General features: G+C 72.0%; 17 protein-coding genes. 10 read left to right on the top strand and 7 right to left on the bottom strand.

The genetic code is table 11. From position 1 onward, the window contains the following. Positions 1-287 precede the first annotated feature (287 nt). The 5 genes from gap to OG617_RS04030 all read left to right on the top strand — a co-directional run bounded on the left by gap (position 288) and on the right by OG617_RS04030 (position 4,115). A complete protein-coding gene (gene gap / locus OG617_RS04050) occupies positions 288-1,292 on the top strand; it encodes a type I glyceraldehyde-3-phosphate dehydrogenase (protein WP_396681987.1) in 1,005 nt (334 codons plus the stop codon). After that, complete coding sequence (locus OG617_RS04045) at positions 1,289-2,488, top strand: phosphoglycerate kinase (RefSeq protein WP_405098781.1); 1,200 nt, start codon at positions 1,289-1,291, stop codon at positions 2,486-2,488. The genes gap and OG617_RS04045 overlap by 4 nt, the downstream gene beginning before the upstream one ends. Continuing rightward, on the top strand, positions 2,488-3,279 hold the full coding sequence (gene tpiA, locus OG617_RS04040) for a triose-phosphate isomerase (protein ID WP_405098779.1): 792 nt from the start codon (positions 2,488-2,490) through the stop codon (positions 3,277-3,279). Before OG617_RS04045 ends, tpiA begins: the two co-directional genes overlap by 1 nt. 95 nt (positions 3,280-3,374) lie before the next feature. Continuing rightward, positions 3,375-3,635 (top strand): preprotein translocase subunit SecG, encoded by a 261-nt coding sequence (secG, locus tag OG617_RS04035; protein WP_396681992.1) that lies wholly within the window; start codon positions 3,375-3,377, stop codon positions 3,633-3,635. A gap of 135 nt (positions 3,636-3,770) precedes the next feature. Then, positions 3,771-4,115 (top strand): RNA polymerase-binding protein RbpA, encoded by a 345-nt coding sequence (locus OG617_RS04030; protein WP_405098776.1) that lies wholly within the window; start codon positions 3,771-3,773, stop codon positions 4,113-4,115. A 110-nt stretch (positions 4,116-4,225) separates the two neighbouring features. On the opposite strand, the gene pgl is transcribed toward OG617_RS04030, so the two are convergent. The 6 genes from pgl to tkt all read right to left on the bottom strand — a co-directional run bounded on the left by pgl (position 4,226) and on the right by tkt (position 12,742). After that, positions 4,226-4,996: a 6-phosphogluconolactonase gene (gene pgl / locus OG617_RS04025; RefSeq protein WP_405098774.1), complete on the bottom strand. Its 771-nt coding sequence runs from the start codon at positions 4,994-4,996 to the stop codon at positions 4,226-4,228. A gap of 118 nt (positions 4,997-5,114) precedes the next feature. Then, the gene (locus OG617_RS04020; RefSeq protein ID WP_405098772.1) at positions 5,115-6,131 is read right to left on the bottom strand and encodes a glucose-6-phosphate dehydrogenase assembly protein OpcA; all 1,017 of its coding nucleotides are present in this window, start codon (positions 6,129-6,131) and stop codon (positions 5,115-5,117) included. A 31-nt stretch (positions 6,132-6,162) separates the two neighbouring features. Then, complete coding sequence (gene zwf / locus OG617_RS04015) at positions 6,163-7,713, bottom strand: glucose-6-phosphate dehydrogenase (RefSeq protein ID WP_405098770.1); 1,551 nt, start codon at positions 7,711-7,713, stop codon at positions 6,163-6,165. Between the two features lie 2 nt (positions 7,714-7,715). Continuing rightward, complete coding sequence (locus OG617_RS04010; protein ID WP_405098768.1) at positions 7,716-9,362, bottom strand: glucose-6-phosphate isomerase; 1,647 nt, start codon at positions 9,360-9,362, stop codon at positions 7,716-7,718. A 46-nt stretch (positions 9,363-9,408) separates the two neighbouring features. Next, positions 9,409-10,587 carry a transaldolase gene (gene tal / locus OG617_RS04005; RefSeq protein WP_405098766.1) on the bottom strand — a complete coding sequence of 393 codons (1,179 nt, stop codon included), beginning with the start codon at positions 10,585-10,587 and terminating at the stop codon, positions 9,409-9,411. A gap of 16 nt (positions 10,588-10,603) precedes the next feature. After that, positions 10,604-12,742, bottom strand: a complete 2,139-nt coding sequence (gene tkt / locus OG617_RS04000; RefSeq protein ID WP_405098764.1) for a transketolase — start codon at positions 12,740-12,742, stop codon at positions 10,604-10,606. 251 nt (positions 12,743-12,993) lie between these two features. Here tkt and OG617_RS03995 point away from each other — a divergent pair, with 251 nt between their 5' ends. The 3 genes from OG617_RS03995 to OG617_RS03985 all read left to right on the top strand — a co-directional run bounded on the left by OG617_RS03995 (position 12,994) and on the right by OG617_RS03985 (position 15,575). Further along, entirely contained in the window at positions 12,994-13,953 is a 960-nt protein-coding gene (locus OG617_RS03995; protein WP_405098762.1) for a heme o synthase, read from the top strand. Positions 13,954-14,305: 352 nt separating this feature from the next. After that, entirely contained in the window at positions 14,306-14,644 is a 339-nt protein-coding gene (locus OG617_RS03990; protein WP_405098760.1) for a hypothetical protein, read from the top strand. Between the two features lie 7 nt (positions 14,645-14,651). Next, entirely contained in the window at positions 14,652-15,575 is a 924-nt protein-coding gene (locus tag OG617_RS03985) for a RimK family alpha-L-glutamate ligase (RefSeq protein ID WP_405098758.1), read from the top strand. Positions 15,576-15,716: 141 nt separating this feature from the next. Here the strand turns inward: OG617_RS03985 and OG617_RS03980 are convergent, their stop codons facing one another. Beyond that, complete coding sequence (locus OG617_RS03980) at positions 15,717-16,679, bottom strand: COX15/CtaA family protein (RefSeq protein ID WP_405098756.1); 963 nt, start codon at positions 16,677-16,679, stop codon at positions 15,717-15,719. A gap of 98 nt (positions 16,680-16,777) precedes the next feature. On the opposite strand from OG617_RS03980, the gene OG617_RS03975 reads away from it, so the two are divergent. Both OG617_RS03975 and sufB read left to right on the top strand, forming a co-directional pair. Next, a complete protein-coding gene (locus tag OG617_RS03975; RefSeq protein WP_396682016.1) occupies positions 16,778-17,557 on the top strand; it encodes a helix-turn-helix transcriptional regulator in 780 nt (259 codons plus the stop codon). Next, on the top strand, positions 17,554-18,984 hold the full coding sequence (gene sufB, locus OG617_RS03970; protein ID WP_405098754.1) for a Fe-S cluster assembly protein SufB: 1,431 nt from the start codon (positions 17,554-17,556) through the stop codon (positions 18,982-18,984). The genes OG617_RS03975 and sufB overlap by 4 nt, the downstream gene beginning before the upstream one ends. The last annotated feature ends 30 nt before the right edge of the window (positions 18,985-19,014 follow it).

Here is a 19,014-nt window from a genome sequence, read left to right as displayed (position 1 = left end):
CCCGGCCCGCCCCGCCTCGCGTCCCCGGGGCGGGACCCGGCCCGAGAACGCGAAGCGGATCACCACCCGGCGCAGCATGCCGCCACGCGCTCGGATAGGGTCGCTGCATACGGCAAGGGGGCCGGCACCGGCACTCCTCGCCGTGCTCACCGCCTCGGGCGGTCAGGGTCTTCGGACCGCGGCGGGGTGGCCGACATGAACTGTCAACGGCCGGCTCCAACGGCCGGCGCACATCACCTCGCCGGCCGAAGCTGACGCCGGCGGATCAACGCGAGGAGACGGGACCTGTGACCATCCGGGTTGGCATCAACGGCTTCGGCCGCATCGGCCGTAACTTCTTCCGGGCCGTGCTGGCGTCCGGCGCGGACATCGAGGTCGTGGCCGTCAACGACCTGACCGACAACGCGACGCTCGCTCACCTGCTCAAGTACGACAGCATCCTGGGTCGCCTCCCGCACGAGGTCAAGGCGACCGCCGACGAGATCATCGTGGGCGGCAAGGCCATCAAGGCGTACGCCGAGAAGGACCCGGCGAAGCTGCCGTGGGGCGAGGCCGGCGTGGACGTGGTCATCGAGTCCACCGGCTTCTTCACCGACGCCAACAAGGCGAAGGCGCACGTCGCCGGCGGGGCCAAGAAGGTCATCATCTCCGCTCCGGCGAAGAACGAGGACGTCACGGTCGTCATGGGCGTGAACCAGGACCAGTACGACCCGGCCAAGCACACGATCATCTCGAACGCCTCCTGCACCACCAACTGCCTCGCCCCGATGGCGAAGGTGCTGCACGACACGTTCGGCATCCAGCACGGCCTGATGACGACGATCCACGCGTACACCCAGGACCAGAACCTCCAGGACGCGCCGCACTCCGACCTGCGTCGCGCTCGGGCCGCCGCGCTGAACATCGTCCCGACCTCCACCGGCGCCGCGAAGGCCATCGGCCTGGTGATGCCGGAGCTGAAGGGCAAGCTCGACGGGTACGCGCTGCGGGTGCCGATCCCGACCGGCTCGGTCACCGACCTCACGGTCAACGTCAACCGGGAAACCACGGTGGACGAGGTCAACGCCGCGCTGAAGGCCGCCGCCGAGGGCCCGCTCAAGGGAATCCTGGTCTACAACGAGGACCCGATCGTCTCCTCGGACATCGTCACCGACCCGGCGTCCTGCATCTTCGACGCGCCGCTGACCAAGGTCGTGGGCAACCAGATCAAGGTCGTCGGCTGGTACGACAACGAGTGGGGCTACTCGAACCGCCTGGTGGACCTGGTCAAGCTGGTGGGTCAGTCGCTGTGACCATCCGCAACCTCGACGACCTGCTCGCCGAGGGGGTGACGGGTCGGCGCGTGCTCGTGCGCGCCGACCTGAACGTCCCACTCGACAAGCAGACCGGCGCGATCACGGATGATGGCCGGATCCGCGCGGTGCTGCCGACGCTGACCGCCCTGACCGGGGCCGGCGCGAAGGTCGTGGTCTTCTCGCACCTGGGCCGCCCGAAGGGCTCGCCCGACCCGCAGTTCAGCCTCCGCCCGGTCGCGGCCCGCCTCGGCGAGCTGCTCGGCGCGCAGGTGCGGTTCGCCGAGGACACCGTCGGCGACTCCGCCCGGTCCACGGTCGACGCGCTCGCCGACGGCGAGGTCGCCCTGCTGGAGAACCTCCGCTTCAACAAGGGGGAGACCAGCAAGGACGATGCCGAGCGGGGCGCGTTCGCCGACCAGCTCGCCGCGTTGGGCGAGGCGTACGTCGACGACGCGTTCGGCGCGGTGCACCGCAAGCACGCCAGCGTCTTCGACGTGCCGGCGCGGCTGCCGCACGTCGCCGGCCGGCTGGTCCTGCGCGAGGTGGAGGTGCTGGCGAAGCTCGCCGGCAAGCCGGCGCGGCCGTACGTGGTGGTGCTCGGCGGCTCCAAGGTCTCCGACAAGCTCGCGGTGATCGAGGCGCTGCTGCCGAAGGTCGACCGGCTGCTCATCGGCGGCGGGATGTGCTTCACCTTCCTCAAGGCCCAGGGCCACGAGGTGGGCACCTCGCTGCTGGAGCAGGAGATGGTGGAGACCTGCCGCAACCTTCTGGAGCGGTCCGAGGGCAAGATCATGCTCCCGGTCGACGTGGTGGTGGCGGACGCCTTCGCCCCCGACGCGGCGCACGACACGGTCCGCGCCGACGCCATCCCCAGCCACCGGCTCGGGCTCGACATCGGCCCGGAGACGGTGGCCGGCTTCGCGGCGGCCCTGTCCCAGGCGAAGACGATCTTCTGGAACGGGCCGATGGGCGTGTTCGAGATGCCGGCCTTCGCCAACGGCACCCGGGGCGTCGCCGAGGCGATCACGAAGGCCGACGCGCTCAGCGTGGTCGGCGGTGGCGACTCCGCCGCGGCGGTGCGTGCACTCGGGCTGGACGAGTCGTCCTTCGGGCACATCTCCACCGGTGGCGGCGCCTCCCTGGAATACCTGGAGGGCAAGACCCTCCCCGGCATCGCGGCGCTGGAGGACTGATGGCAGTGATCAACCGCCGGCCGCTGATGGCCGGCAACTGGAAGATGAACCTCAACCACTTCGAGGCCAACGGGCTGGTGCAGAAGCTGGCCGCGAGCCTGACCGAGAAGCAGCTCACCGACGTCGAGTGCGTCGTGCTGCCGCCCTTCACCGACCTGCGTAGCGTGCAGACCGCGGTGGACGGCGACAAGGTGCTGATCGGCTACGGCGGGCAGGACCTGTCGCCGTACCAGTCGGGGGCCTACACCGGGGACATCTCCGGGGCGATGCTGGCGAAGCTCGGCTGCACGTACGTGGTGGTCGGCCACTCCGAGCGGCGGCAGTACCATCACGAGGACGACGCGCTGGTCAACGACAAGGTGACCGCCGCGCTGGCCAACGGGCTCACCCCGATCCTGTGCATCGGGGAAGGGCTGGATGTCCGCGAGCAGCTCCGGCACGTGCCGCACTGCTGTGACCAGCTCGACGGCGCGCTGCGCGGGCTCACCCACGAGCAGGTCACCAAGGTCGTCGTGGCGTACGAGCCGGTCTGGGCGATCGGGACGGGCAAGACGGCCACCCCCGAGGACGCCCAGGAGGTGTGCGGGGAGGTCCGCAAGCGGCTGGTCGAGACCTTCGACCAGACGACCGCGGACCAGGTCCGGATCCTCTACGGCGGGTCGGTGAAGTCCTCGAACATCGCCTCGATCATGGCTCAGCCGGACGTGGACGGGGCCCTGGTCGGCGGCGCGAGCCTGGACGGCGAGGAATTCGCCAAGATCTGCCGGTTCCCGGAGCACATCAGCCGCTGACGGCTCGCTATCCTTGACTCCGCCCGTCCGTCGGCCGGTGCCGCAGTGCCCGACCTGTCCGGGCGAGGATCGTAACGAGAGGACTGACCCCAGCCATGCCGATCTGGTTCGCATACACGTTGATCGTGTTGCTGGTCATCACGAGCGTCATGCTCACCATGCTCATCCTGCTGCACCGCGGTAAGGGCGGTGGGATGTCGAGCATGTTCGGCGGTGGGGTCAGCTCCAGCCTCGCCGGCTCCTCGGTCGCCGAGAAGAACCTGGACCGCTACACCGTCCTGGTGGGCATCGTCTGGTTCGCCTGTATCGTCGGGCTGGGGCTCTGGCTGCGACTCGAGCTCACCAGCGGGGCCTGAGAGCGAGCCCACTGAGTCGTACAATCTGCGCGCGGTCCGTCACCGACGGGCCGCGCGCAGTCGTTTTCCCGCTGCACCGCGTCGCCCGCCGCCCGCCCGAGCGGCGGTCCCCTCCGATGACAGGAGCGAGCAGCCGTGGCGAGTGGCAACCTGATCCGGGGTGCCCGGACCGGATCCGGCCCGGAACGCTTCAACGAGCGGCACGCGCCGGCCCCGCGCCGGTCGGTCACCTACTGGTGCCGCAACGACCACCGGATCGACGTCCCGATCGCGGCGGAGGCCGAGCCGCCGCCGCAGTGGGACTGCCCCCGCTGCGGGGTCCCCGCCGGCCAGGACCCGGGCAACCCGCCGGGCCGGGCACGCCCGGAGCCCTACAAGACCCACCTGGCGTACGTGAAGGAACGGCGCACCCCGGAGGAGGGAGAGGCCCTGCTGGCCGAGGCCCTGGCCGCCCTGCGCCGCCGCCGGGGCCGGGCCTGAGCGACCGGGGCCGGGCCTGAGCAGCCGGGCAGGGCAGGGCGCCTGAGCAGCCGGGCGGGGGCACCCGACGGACACGCGGAAGGGCCCCCGTGGGGGCCCTTCCGTAGAGCTCAGCGCAGGCTGCGCAGCCGGGGCGGGATGTTGGCCGCCGCCGCCCGGTCCAGCAGCCAGAGGGTGCGCCCGACGCCCTGCGCCCCGGCGGCCGGGAGCTGCACCGGGCCGGCCCCGGCCAGCGCCATGCCGACCGCGCGGGCCTTGTCGGCGCCGCTGGCGACCAGCCAGACCTCCTCGGCCGTGTTGATCGCCGGGAGGGTGAGCGTGGTGCGCACCGGCGGCGGCTTGGGGCTGCCCCGCACGGCGCTGACCGGCCGGCTGTCGTGGTGCACGGGGTGCTCCGGGAAGACCGAGGCGACGTGCCCGTCCTCGCCCACCCCGAGCATCAGCACGTCGAAGTGGGGGAGGGTGGCGTGCCCGGGGCGGGTCGCCCGGGCCAGCTCGGCGGCGTACCCGGCGGCGGCGGCCTCCGGGTCGGCCCCGGCCGGACCGTCGGACGCCGGCATCGGGTGCACCCGGCCCGGGTCCAGCGGCACCACGTCCAGCAGCGCCGCCCGGGCCTGCGTCTCGTTGCGCTCCGGGTCCCCGGCAGGCAGGAACCGCTCGTCGCCCCACCAGACGTCGACCTGGGACCAGTCGACCGCGTCCCGCGCCGGCAGCGCGGCCACCGCCCGGTACACGGCGGCGGCGATCCGGCCGCCGGTCAGCACCACCGCCGCCTGGCCGCGGTCCGCCTGCGCGTCGAGCAGCTTCACCAGCAACCGGGCCGCCACCGCCTGCGCCAGCAGGTCGGCATCGGCGTGGACGGCGACACTCGTCTCACTCATGTGTTGTGCCTTCGTCTCCGACCGCCCTCGCGGTCCCTGTTCGTCGTGCCCGGGGGGCCGGCGGCCCTCCGTCGCGTGGCCGGGCCGGCGGGCCGGATCCGGCCCGCCGGCGCCGTCGTCAGGGTGTCGCGCTGGTGCCGGCGTGGGCGGTGACCCCCGCCTCGGCCCGCTTCGCGGTCGCCGGGTCCTTCCAGACGTGCACCCGCTGGGCGGGCCGCTCGTCCAGCCCGGAGATGCCGGCCACCGCGCCCAGCGCCTCGGCGTAGACCTGGTCGGCGTCCAGCCGGCGCAGCTCCTCGGCCAGCTCGTCGCCGAGCGGCCGGCGGACCAGCGGCAACTGCCGGTCGTCCTGCCCGGTGCGCCGGAACGTGGCCAGGCTGTCCTCCCGGGTCAGGGAGAGCACCTCGCCGTTGGCGCAGCTCAGCTGCACCTCCCGCATCCGGGGGGACGCGTCGCTGGGCTCCCAGCGCGGGGTGATCCCGAGCCGGCTGCCCAGCCAGCCGCACATCAACGCGGCCGTCGGGTCGGTCGGCGGGGCCACCACCCGGGCCTCGGTGACCCGGGCCTCCGTGGTGTCGAACGCGCCGGCCACCAGGGTGCGCCACGGAGTGATCCGGGTCCACGCCAGGTCGGTGTCCCCCGGGGCGTAGTCCCGGGCCCGCTGGCGCAGCGCCTCGATCGGGTCGGCGGCCTGCGCCGTGTCGGTGATCCGCCGGTCGGCGACCACGCCGAGGAAGTCCGTCGCGATCTCCGCGGCCGGCTCGCCGTGCCACCACGTCACCACCGGGACGTCCGGCACCAGCAGCGGCATCACCACCGACTCGGCGTGCAGCGCCAGCCGGCCGTACATCCGGGTGACCACCGCCTCGCACGGGCCGAGCCGGCCGCCGACGACGATTTCCGCGTCCAGCCGGTTACGCTCCCGCTCGACGTCGGCCCGGACCACCACGAGCAGCCGGCACGGATGGGCGGCGGCGGCGATGGTCGCCGCCGCCTCCGCCTCGCGGACCCGCTTCTCGTCGACCACCACGATCAGGGTGAGCGCCATGCCGCTGGCCACCCCGCCCGCGCTGCGCCGCTCGGCGGCGAGCGCCTTGACCACCTCGTTGCCGGTGGTGTCCCAGAGCCCGATCAATGGAACCTCCTGGTTCGCTCGCTGTGCCCGCTCACGCTCTCCGCCACGCCCGGCCCTCGCGGGCCAGCATCTCGTCGGCGGCCCGGGGACCCCACTCGCCGGCCCGGTACGGCTCCGGCCTCGTGCCCTCCCAGGCGTGCTCCAGCGGGTCCACCACCGCCCAGCTCTGCTCGACCTCGGCGGCGTCGGGGAAGAGGGTACGGTCGCCGATCAGCACGTCCAGCACCAGCCGCTCGTACGCCTCGGGGCTGGACTCGGTGAACGCCTCGCCGTACTGGAAGTCCATCGCGATGTCGCGGACCTCCATCGTGGTGCCCGGCACCTTGGAGCCGAACTTCAGCACCACGCCCTCGTCCGGCTGCACCCGGATGACGAGCTGGTTGTTGCCGAGCATCTCCATGTCGGCCGCGTTGAACGGCAGGTGCGGGGCCTTCTTGAACATGATGGCCACCTCGGTCACCCGCCGGGGCAGCCGCTTGCCGGCCCGGATGTAGAACGGCACCCCCGCCCAGCGGCGGTTCTGGATGCCCAGTTCCACGGCCACGTACGTCTCCGTGGTGGAGTCCGCCGGGACGCCCTCCTCGTCCAGGTAGCCGACCGCCCGCTGCCCGGCGACCCAGCCCGGCAGGTACTGCCCGCGCACGGTGCCCCGGGAGACGTCCTTCGGCAGGGTGATCGCCTTGAGCACCTTCAGCTTCTCGGCCCGGATCTCGTCGGCGTCGAAGCTCGTCGGCTCCTCCATCGCCACCAGCGCCAGGAGCTGGAGCAGGTGGTTCTGGAACACGTCCCGGGCGGTGCCGACCGAGTCGTAGAAGCCGGCCCGGCTGCCGATGCCGACGTCCTCGGCCATCGTGATCTGCACCGAGTCGACGTACTTGGAGTTCCACAGCGGCTCGAACAGGCTGTTGGCGAACCGCAGGGCCAAGATGTTCTGGACCGTCTCCTTGCCCAGGTAGTGGTCGATCCGGAAGACGTCCTGCCGGGTGAACACGTCGTCGACGAGGTCGTTGAGCGCCTTCGCCGAGGGCAGGTCGTGCCCGAAGGGCTTCTCCACCACCACCCGCCGCCAGCCGCCGGACTTCTCGTTGTCGGCCATCCCGGTGCGGGCGAGCTGCTTGAGCACCACGGGGAACGCCGTCGGGGGGATGGAGAAGTAGAAGGCCGCGTTGCCGTGGATGCCGTGGGTGCTGCGCAGCTCGTCAAGTGTCCGGTTGAGCTGGTCGAAGGCGTCGTCGTCGTCGAACGAGCCGCCGACGAACTTGATGTTGCCGGCAAGCCGGGCCCAGACCTCCTCCCGCCAGGGTGTCCGGGCGTGCTGCTTGGCCGCGTCGTGGGTCAGTGACTCGAAGTCGCCGTCGCCCCAGTCGCGCCGGGCGAAGCCCAGGACCACGAAACCGGGTGGCAGCAGCCCCCGGTTCGCCAGGTCGTAGACCGCCGGTAGCAGCTTCTTCCGCGCCAGGTCACCGGTCACCCCGAAGATCACCAGAGCGCAGGGCTCCGGGATCCGCGGCAGCCGCCGGTCCTGCGCGTCGCGCAGCGGGTTCACGCCGCCTCCTCGCTCCGCTGGTGTCACGTCGTCCATCGTCAGGTTCGTAGTTGCCGGACCGCGTCGAGCAGCTGGGCCACTCCCGCCGACCGGTCGGTCAGGTGCAGCCGCAGCACCGGACGCCCCCGGCTGGCCAGGGCCTGCCGGTCGCCCGCGGCCTGGGCAGCCTGGAGTTCCCCGAAGGAATACGGCTTCCCGGGCACATGCAGATCATTGTCGACGGTACCGGTCAACTGGAGGTAACGGCCCATCTGAGGACCGCCCCTGTGGTACTGGCCGGTGGAATGCAGGAAGCGCGGCCCCCAGCCGAAGGTGACCGGCCGGCCGGCAACCTCGGCGAGCAGCGGACGCAGCCGGGCCGCGTCGGCGTCGGCGAGCCGGTCCAGGTACGCCAGCACGGCGAGGTAGCCGTCGCCGACGCCGTCGAGCAGGTGACGCAGCGCGCCGGCCAGGTCGCCGGGGCTGCCCGCCGGGGCGTACACCTCGATCGCGCCCGCAGTCGACGACGGCGGCTCCGCCGGCGCGGCCGAGGCCAGGATGCGTGCGGTGTTCTCCTTGCTCTCGGCGACGTTCGGCTGGTCGAACGGGTTCACCCCGAGCACCGCGCCGGCCACCGCCGTGGCGTACTCCCAAGCCAGGAACTGGGCGCCGAGCGGACCGTTGACCGCGACGTCCGGCGCGCACCCACCGCCGGGGACCGCCCCGGGGGACAGCGCCCCGCCGTAGCTGACGGTGAGCACGTCCGGGCCGGCGCCGCCGGGGGCGTCGGGGGACTCCAGCACGACCGGCAGGATGCCGAGGCCGGCCTTGCCGGTGGACTCGGCGAGCAACTGCTCGATCCAGTCGCCGAGCCCGTCGATCCCGGTGCCGTCGCCGATCAGGGCGACCTTGTCCCGGCCCCCGGTGGCCGCCGCGCCGAGGGCGGCACCCAGCGCCAGGCCCGGATTGTCGGTGTCCCGGGCCAGCGACTGCGACAGCGCCTCGGCCTGGTCGAGCAGCTCGGTCACCTCGACCCCGGCCAGCGCCGCCGGCACCAGCCCGAACGCGGTCAGCGCCGAGTACCGGCCGCCCACCTGCGGGTCGGCGAGCACGGTGATCGCGCCCAGCTCGGCGGCGACGGACTCCAGCGGGGACCCCGGGTCGGTGACCACCACGAAGTGCCGGCCGGCCTCCGCCTCGGTCAGCCCGGCGTCGAGGAACGCCTGGAGGTAGGCCCGCCGGTGGCTGTCAGTCTCCACCGTGCTGCCGGACTTGCTGGCCAGCACCACCACGGTGCGCTCCAGCCGGTCGGCCAGCGCCGCCCGGACCTGGCCCGGGTCGGTGGTGTCCAGCACGGTCAGCGGCCGGCCCAGGGTGCGGGTGATCACCTCGGCGGCCAGCGACGAGCCGCCCATCCCGGCGAGCACCACGTGGTCCAGGTCCGCCAGCTCGGCGGTCAGCTCGGCGAGCTGGGGGAGCAGCTCCCAGCTGCGCCGGTGGGTGTCCAGCCAGCCGAGCCGGGTCCCCGCCTCGGCCTCGGCCTCCGGCCCCCACAGCGTGGGGTCCTTCGCGGCCAGTCGCGCCGGGACGCCCCGGGTCACCAGGGCGTCCCGGGTCGACGCGGGCGCGGACCGGTCGACCGCGTCCGCGCCGTGCACGACCAGCCCGGCGGACGCATCCGCCGGGCCGGCGAGCAGGTCGCTCACGTGGCCGCCCCGCGGCGATGCCCCGGGGAGCCGCCGTGAGCGTCGGTCACGCGTTTCCCCCCGCCTGCTGGGCGGCCTGCGCGTTGCCCTGCGCGGCCTGGCCGGGCCGCCCGGTGCCCCGACCCGCCGCGGTGAGCGACTTGCGCACCCCGTCGAGCAGTTCCAGCCAGCTCGCCTCGAACTTCTCCACGCCCTCCCGCTCCAGGGTGGCGATCACGTCGGACATGTCGACGCCGACGGCCTCCAGGTCGGTGAAGACCTTGCGGGCCGCGTCGTACGCGCCGGTGATGGTGTCGCCCCGGGTCTCGCCGTGCTCGGCGTACGCGTGGATGACCGACTCCGGCATCGTGTTGACCGTGCCGGGGGCGATCAGCTCCTCGACGTAGATGACGTCCCGGTAGTCCGGGTTCTTCGTCGAGGTGGACGCCCACAGCGGGCGCTGCGGGTGGGCGCCCGCGTCGGCCAGGGACTGCCACCGGTCGGAGGAGAAGACCTCGCTGTAGCGCTCGTACGCGAGCTGGGCGTTGGCGACGGCGGCCTTGCCGCGCAGCGCCCTGGCCTCGGCGGAGCCGATCTTCTCCAGCCGCTTGTCGACCTCGGAGTCGACCCGGGAGACGAAGAACGACGCCACCGAGCCGATCTTGGACAGGTCGTGGCCGTTCGCCCGCGCCTGCTCCAGGCCGGCGAGGAACGCCTCCATCACCTGCGAGTAGCGGTCCAGGCCGAAGATGAGCGTGACGTTGACGCTGATCCCCTCGGCCAGGGTCGCGGTGATCGCCGGCAGGCCCGCCTCGGTGGCGGGGATCTTGATGAACAGGTTCGGCCGGTCGACCAGCCACCACAGCGCCTTGGCCTCGGCGACCGTCTTGTCGGTCTCGTGGGCCAGCCGCGGGTCCACCTCGATGGAGACCCGGCCGTCGACGCCACGGCTGTCGTCGTACGACGGGCGCATCACGTCGCACGCCCACCGCACGTCGTACGTGGTGAGCATGCGCACCGACTCCTCCACCTCCACCCCACGGGTGGCGAGGTCGCGCAGCTGCCAGTCGTACTCGTCGGCGTCGCCGAGCGCCTTGGCGAAGATCGTCGGGTTGGTGGTCACCCCGACCACGTGCTTTTCCCGGCGGAGCTGGTCCAGCCCGCCGGAGCTCAGCCGCACCCGGGAGAGATCGTCGAGCCAGACCGCCACCCCGGCGGCGGTGAGTTCACTAAGCCTGTCCGTCATGCCGTCCACGCTCCCCTCAGTTGCCGGTCGTGAAACCGGTGATGTCGCCCACCCGGGTCAGCGCCGCGTGCGCGGCGGCCACGATCCGGTCGGGGGTGAAGCCGAACTGCTCGAAGAGCACGGAGTGCGGGGCGCTCGCGCCGTAGTGCTCCAGGCTCACGCTCTCGCCGGAGTCACCGACGATCCCGCGCCAGGACATGCCGATGCCCGCCTCCACGCTCACCCGTGCCTTTACCCCGCGCGGCAGGACCGACTCCCGGTACGCCTCGTCCTGCGCGTAGAACCACTCCTGGCACGGCATCGACACCACCCGGGTGGGGGTGCCGTCGGCCTCCAGCCGCTCCCGGGCGGTGAGGCAGAGCTGCACCTCGGAGCCGGTCCCGACGATGATCACCTGCGGCTTGCCGTTGGACGCCTCGGCCAGCACGTAGCCGCCCTTGGTGACGCCCTCGGCGCCGCCCAGGGTCGAACGGTCCAGGGTCGGCAGCGGCTGGCGGCTCAGCGCCAGCGCGGTCGGCCGGTCGGTGTGCTCCAGCGCCTGCCGCCACGCCCAGGCGGTCTCGTTGGCGTCGGCCGGGCGGACCACGTCCAGGCCGGGGATGGCCCGCAGCGCGGTCAGGTGCTCCACCGGCTGGTGGGTCGGGCCGTCCTCGCCGAGGCCGATCGAGTCGTGCGTCCAGACGTAGACCACCGGCAGCTTCATCAGCGCGGCGAGCCGCACCGACGGGCGCATGTAGTCGCTGAACACCAGGAAGGTGCCGCCGTACGGGCGGGTGCCGCCGTGCAGGGAGATGCCGTTGAGGATCGCGCCCATGGCGTGCTCGCGGATGCCGAAGTGCAGCGTGCGGCCGTACTCGTGGCCCGGGAAGTCCTTGGTCGCGTGCGCCGCCGGGATGAACGACGGCTCGCCCTTCATCGTGGTGTTGTTGCTCTCCGCCAGGTCGGCCGAGCCGCCCCACAGCTCGGGCAGCACCGGGGCGAGGGCCTCCAGCACCTTGCCGGACGCCGCCCGGGTGGCGACGCCCTTGGCGTCGGCCGGGAAGGTCGGCAGCGCCTCGGTCCAGCCCTCCGGCAGGACCCGCTGGGACATCCGGTCCCACAGCGCCTTGCGCTCCGGGTTGGCCTTCGCCCAGCCCTCGTACGCCTTCTCCCACTCCTGCTGGGCCTCCGCGCCGCGCTCCAGCGCCCGGCGGGCGTGGCGGAGGACCTCCTCGTCGACCTCGAAGCTCTGGGCCGGGTCGAAGCCGAGGAGCTGCTTGGTGGCGGCCACCTCGTCGGCGCCCAGCGCCGAGCCGTGGATCTTGCCGGTGTTCTGCTTGTTCGGGGCGGGCCAGCCGATGATGGTGCGCAGCGCGACGAACGAGGGGCGGCCGGTCTCGGCCTTCGCCGCCAGCAGCGCCCGGTGCAGCGCCTCGATGTCCTCGTGGTAGTCGCCCTGGTCGGCGTCGCCGGTGCGCCAGTCGACGGTCTGCACGTGCCAGCCGTACGCCTCGTAGCGGGCCGCGACGTCCTCGCTCTTGGCGATGCGGGTGTCGTCCTCGATCGAGATCTCGTTGTCGTCGTAGATCACCGTGAGGTTGCCGAGCTGCTGGTGCCCGGCGAGCGCGCTGACCTCGTGGCTGATGCCCTCCTCGACGTCGCCGTCGGAGACGATGCACCAGATGTCGTGGTCGAACACCGACGCGCCGGCCTCGGACTCCGGGTCGAACAGGCCGCGCTCGCGGCGGGCCGCCATCGCCATGCCGACCGCGTTGCCCAGGCCCTGGCCGAGCGGGCCGGTGGTGGTCTCCACGCCCGGGGTGTGCCCGTGCTCGGGGTGACCCGGCGTGAGCGAGCCCCACTGCCGCAGCGCCTTGAGGTCGTCCAGGCTCAGCGGGTAGCCGGAGAGGAAGAGCTGGATGTAGAGGGTCAGGCTGGAGTGGCCGGCGGAGAGTACGAACCGGTCCCGGCCCGCCCAGTTCGGGTCGGTCGGGTTGTGCCGGATCACCCGGTTGAACAGGAGGTACGCCGCGGGGGCGAGGCTCATCGCCGTACCGGGGTGGCCGTTGCCGGACTTCTCCACGGCGTCCATGGCCAGCACGCGGACGAGGTCGACGGCCCGGCGGTCGAGGTCGGACCAGTTGAGTGCGGGTTGCTCGGGTCGGTTGGCAGCCACGATGGTTGTGCTCCTCGGCAGTTGGGCGGAACCCTCAGTGATGACCCTATCGAGCGGCCCTAAACGTGCGCCCAGGGATCTCTGCATGCGGGTCCGTCCGGTTCGGCCGTTCCACCAGGGTGTGACGGCCCGCACCGTTGTCGGGTCGCGGGGGCAGCCAAAACGACGACGCGTAGTGTGTTGATCGGTATGTGGACCCCGACGGGTCCGACCGATCCGACCCCCCTGCCGACGCCGGAAGGTGGCAATCCGTGAGCATGATCACCGAGCGCCCCGTCAGCAACTCTGCCGGGCAGCCGCCGGTGCGCACGGTGACCGAGGCACCGGCGGTGCCCCGGCGGGACGTCCGGGCGGTGGTCTCGGCGTACGTCTCGTTGACCAAGCCGCGCATCGTGGAGCTGCTGCTGGTCACGACCATCCCGGCGATGATGTTGGCCGAGGGTGGCCTGCCGTCGCTGTGGCTGATGGCGGTGGTGCTGGTGGGCGGCTCGCTCGCCGCCGGCGCGGCCAGCGTGCTCAACTGCTACATCGACCGGGACATCGACCAGCTCATGCGGCGCACCAAGCGCCGCCCGCTGCCGACGCACACCGTCTCGCCGCGCAGCGCGCTGGTCTTCGGGCTGGTGCTCGCGGTGGTCTCGGTGGCCCTGATGGCCGCGTTCACCAACCTGCTGGCCGCCGGGCTGACGCTGGCCGCGATCGCCTACTACGACCTGGTCTACACGCTGTGGCTGAAGCGGACCACGCCGCAGAACACCTTCTGGGGCGGCGCGTGCGGGGCGGCCCCGGTGCTGATCGGCTGGGCCGCGGTGACCGGCTCGCTGGCGCCGGCGGCGTGGGCGTTGTTCGCGGTGGTCTTCTTCTGGCAGATGCCGCACTTCTACCCCCTCGCCATGAAGTACAAGGCGGACTACGCCCGCGCCGGCATCCCGATGCTGCCGGTGGTCGCCTCGACCCGCCGGGTCAACGCCGAGATCATCGGCTTCGCCTGGCTGACCCTGCTCTCCTCGCTGGCCGTCTGGCCGCTCGGGATGAGCGCCATCTACGGCGTCACCGCGCTGGTGTCCGGCGGGGTCTTCGTGTACGAGGCGCACAAGCTGTGCCGCCAGGTGGCCCGGGGCGGGGCGGTCAGGCCGATGCGGCTGTTCCACTGGTCGTACGTCTACCTGACCATCCTGTTCGCCGCCGTCGCCGTGGACGCCCTGATCTGACGCGGTCTCCGCGAGGACGCGGGCCGGGGCCGTCGGGCCCCGGCCCGCGCCGTGTCACCGCCCCCCGGTTCCCGGTGGTCCGGTTGGTCGCCGGCCTGCCGTGCTGCCCGGACAAATCACCATCGTTGATGAGTTGTCCGTATTTGGTGACATATCGGAAAAGATTTCACCCTGAGTCGGGTTCACTCAACTCGGGTGACAACGGGTGACTTTGTCGCTGAGCTATGGCCGGCTAAGTCGGATAAATCCCCACGAAGCACCTGTGGGCTTCCTTAAACGGTCGGGTAATAGGCATCACAAATTGTTCATGGTTCTCGCACGGCACAAGGGAACTCTGCTTAGGCTTCGCGTCATGGCAGAAGGTTCCGATCCGACGCTGACGGCTCAGCAGACCGTCGCCGACCAGACCCCCCCCAGCGGTCTGGTCGCGGGCATCAAGTCGTTCGCCGCCGGGCACGGCGGGGCGAAGGCGGTCATCGAGTACGTCGGCAAGCGTGGCGCGCGCATCGTCCTCGTGGGCTCCGACGGGGCCTGGGGCGACCAGTTCGCGGACGACACCGGGGTTGCGCGCGAGGCGTGCGCCAGGGCGGGAGTCACCGTCGAGAACGCCTGGGAGCGGGAGCTGATGGACCAGATGCGCCCGAGCAACGACCTCTGGCGATCGATGGCCCGACGCGCGATGGCCCGTTGACCCACAGATGACCGAACACCACCACCAGTCGACCCGGGGGGAACCCCGGGTCGCTATCGTCACGTGCGCCGAGCTGTCCGACCTCGACCCGGACAACCGGCTCCTGCTCGCCCCGCTGACCGGGCGCGGCGTCCCGGTCACCGTCGCTGTCTGGGACGACCCGGCGGTCGACTGGGCCGCGTACGACCTGGTCGTGATCCGCTCGCCCTGGGACTACGCGCTGCGCCGCGACGAGTTCGTGGCCTGGGCCGAGACCGTCCCCCGGCTGGTCAACCCGGCCGACGTGGTGCGCTGGAACACCGACAAGCGCTACCTCGGCGAACTGTCGGCCGCCGGCGTGCCCACCGTGCCGACCGGCTGGGTCCTGCCAGGGGAGAGCTGGGAGCCGCCCGCCACCCACGGCGAGTACGTGGTCAAGCCGGCGGTCAGTGCCGGCAGCCAGGACACCGGCCGGTACGACCTGGCCGACCCCGGGCACCGCGAGCTGGCCACGGCCCACGTGCGGCGGCTGTCGCGGGCCGGCCGGGTGGCCATGGTCCAGCCGTACCTGACGGCGGTGGACACCGCCGGGGAGACCGCGCTGCTGTACCTGGCCGGGCCGGACGGGCTCCGGTTCAGTCACGCGATCCGCAAGGGCCCGATGCTGACCGGCCCCGACCTGGGCCCCGACGGGCTGTTCAAGGACGAGGACATCAGCTCCCGGACGGCCACCGCCGACCAACTCGCCGTCGCCGAGCGGGTGCTGGCCGCGGTCCCGGGCGGGTCGGAGCGCCTGCTCTACGCCCGGGTCGACCTCATCCCGGGCCCCGACGGGTCACCCGTGCTGGTCGAGCTGGAGCTGACCGAGCCGTCCCTGTTCCTCGGGTACGCCGACGGCGCCCCCGACCGCCTGGCCGACGCCATCCTCACCCACCTGCACCATCCCCACTGACCCGCCCGCCCCGGGGCCGCGTCGCCCCGGGGCCGCGTCGCCCCCGCATCGGGCAAATTCACGGAAAGAGTGGCCTCCGTGTGGGTGCGAGGCCACTCTTTCCGTGAATTTGCGCGGGGTGGGGTGTGGGGGTGGGGCGCGTCAGGCGGGGGTGGGGGCGGGGGTTTTGGCTGGCGTAGGGGTCGTCGGTACCTCGGTCGGGCGGCGTTCTCGGGTCGACCAGAGCACCGCGAGGGTGGCGAGCAGGACCAGGCACGAGCCGAGCATGTGTGCTGCGACCATCGCCGCGGGCAGGTGGGTGAAGTACTGGACGAAGCCGATCAGGCCCTGGCTCAGCTCCACCGCGACCAGCACGAGGGCGGCCCGCTCGGCCCGTCGGGCGCCGACCGCGCGGAACGCGAAGACCAGCGCCACCGAGAGCCCGATCAGCAGGAACACCCCGTCGGCGTGCACCTGCGAGATCGACTGCGGGTCGAGGCCGTTGCGGGCCGCGCCCTGGTCGCCGGCGTGCGGGCCGCTGCCGGTGACCCAGGTGCCGACCACCAGCACCGCGACGCTCACCACGGTGGTGACCAGCGCCAGCGTCCGCAGCGGCCCCGGCACCGTGGGCGCCGTCGGGCCGTCCGGTTCGCCGATGCGCCGCCAGAGCGCGTACGCGACCGCGATCACCGCCATCGAGGCGAGGAAGTGCAGGCCGACCACCCACGGGTTCAGGTTGGTCAGCACGGTGATCCCGCCGACCACCGCCTGCGCGGGGATGCCGAACAGCACCCCGATCGCCAGCGGCAGCAGGGCCCGCCGCCGCGCCCCGTGCAGCAGCAAGCCCACCACCACCGCCAGCGCGATCGCGCCGACGGCGAAGGTGAGCAGCCGGTTGCCGAACTCGATGACGCCATGCACGCCCATCTCCGAAGTCGTCGTGTACGACGCGTCGGTGCACCTGGGCCAGGTGGGGCAGCCGAGGCCGGACGCGGTCAGCCGGACCGCCCCGCCGGTGACCACGATGGCGACGTTCGCGATGATCGAGGCGAGCGCCAGGCGGCGCAGCAGTGTGGTGGAGGCCGGGAACCGGACGGATCGCTTCACGGGGCAAATCCTACGCAACGTAGTGGAGCCCGATCGGGTGACTCCGCCGCGCCGGTGGCTCGGATCACCGGGACCCGGGTTTGCGGGCCTCCGGCGAATTACGTAACGTTGGCGTTGTGAAAAACGTGGCGGCGCTTCGCGGGCGACAGCCGGTGACCGGTCCGGTCGCCGGTGTGCCCGTGTCCGCCGGTGCGTCCGGTTCCGCCGTGGCCGACCTCTCCACCCGGGACCGGGTGACCCAGCTGCTGCTGGAGCAGGGGGCGACCACCGCCGCGCAACTCGGCTCGGCGCTCGGGCTCAGCCCGGCGGCGATCCGCCGGCACCTCGACGCGATGCTGGTCGACGGCGACGTGACCGCTCGTGAGCAGACCGTCCGGGGCAGCCGGGGGCGGGGCCGCCCCGCGAAGGTGTTCGTGCTGACGGACGCGGCCCGGGGTCGCTGCGGCACCCACCACTACGACAACATCGCCACCGCCGCGCTGCGCTGGATCGCCCGCAACAGCGGTTCCACGGCGGTGGAGGCGTTCGCGGCCGACCAGGTCGCCGCCCTGGAGGACCGCTGTCGGGCCGCCATGGAGAACGCCGGCGACGACCCCCTGGCGCGGGCCGAGGCGCTCGCCGAGGCGCTGACGGCCGAGGGCTACGCCGCCAGCGCGTCGACGATCGCCTCCGGCGGTCAGCTCTGTCAGCACCACTGCCCGGTGGCGCACGTAGCCGCCGAGTTCCCCCAGCTGTGCGAGGCCGAGACCGCGGTGATCTCCCGCCTGGTCGGCACCCACGTGCAGCGCCTGGCCACCATCGCGCACGGCGACGGGGTGTGCACCACGCACATCCCCGCCCAGCCGGGGCGTGCCCAGTCCGGTAGAACCGTCACCACTGTGAGGACAGATAGATGACCGAGCAGATCGTTCAGCCCCTGACCCAGGAGGAGCAGCTCGCCGCCCTCGGTCGCTACGAGTACGGCTGGGCCGACTCCGACGTCGCCGGCGCCACCGCCAAGCGCGGCCTCAACGAGGCTGTGGTGCGGGACATCTCGGCGAAGAAGAGCGAGCCCGCCTGGATGCTCGACCTGCGCCTGAAGGGCCTGCGGCTGTTCGGCCGCAAGCCGATGCCGGCCTGGGGCGCCGATCTCACCGGGATCGACTTCGACAACATCAAGTACTTCGTCCGGTCCACCGAGAAGCAGGCCACCAGCTGGGAGGACCTGCCCGAGGACATCAAGAACACGTACGACCGGCTGGGCATCCCCGAGGCGGAGAAGCAGCGGCTGGTTGCCGGCGTCGCGGCGCAGTACGAGTCCGAGGTCGTCTACCACAAGATCCGCGAGGACCTCGAGGAGCAGGGCGTCCTGTTCCTGGACACCGACACCGCGCTCAAGGAGCACGAGGACGTCTTCAAGGAGTACTTCGGCACGGTGATTCCGGTCGGCGACAACAAGTTCGCCGCGCTGAACACCTCCGTGTGGTCCGGCGGCTCGTTCATCTACGTGCCGAAGGGGGTGCGCGTGGAGATCCCGCTCCAGGCGTACTTCCGGATCAACACCGAGAACATGGGCCAGTTCGAGCGGACGCTGATCATCGTCGACGAGGACGCCTACGTGCACTACGTCGAGGGCTGCACCGCGCCGATGTACTCGTCCGACTCGCTGCACAGCGCGGTCGTGGAGATCATCGTCAAGAAGAACGCCCGGTGCCGCTACACGACCATCCAGAATTGGTCGAACAATGTCTACAACCTGGTCACCAAGCGGGCCGTGTGCCACGAGGGCGCGACCATGGAGTGGGTCGACGGCAACATCGGCTCCAAGGTCACCATGAAGTACCCGGCGGTCTACATGACCGGCGAGCACGCCAAGGGCGAGGTGCTCTCGGTGGCGATGGCCGGCGAGGGCCAGCACCAGGACGCCGGCGCCAAGATGGTGCACGCCGCGCCGCACACCTCCTCCACCATCATCTCCAAGTCGATCGCCCGGGGCGGCGGCCGCACTTCGTACCGGGGCCTGGTGCAGGTGCTGGAGGGCTCGCACCACAGCCGCAGCACGGTCAAGTGCGACGCGCTGCTGGTCGACACCATCTCCCGCTCGGACACCTACCCGTACGTCGACATCCGCGAGGACGACGTGTCGATGGGGCACGAGGCGACCGTCTCCAAGATCAGCGACGACCAGCTCTTCTACCTGATGAGCCGGGGCCTGAGCGAGGACGAGGCGATGGCGATGATCGTCCGAGGCTTCATCGAGCCGATCGCCAAGGAGCTCCCGATGGAGTACGCCCTGGAGCTGAACCGCCTGATCGAACTCCAGATGGAGGGCGCGGTCGGCTGACGCCGCCCGCCCGGTGGGCCGGTCGCACCG

It is taken from the genome of Micromonospora sp. NBC_01412 (assembly GCF_045040215.1).
Taxonomy (GTDB): Bacteria; Actinomycetota; Actinomycetes; order Mycobacteriales; family Micromonosporaceae; genus Micromonospora; species Micromonospora rubida.
This window is presented reverse-complemented; position numbering and strand designations above follow the sequence as displayed.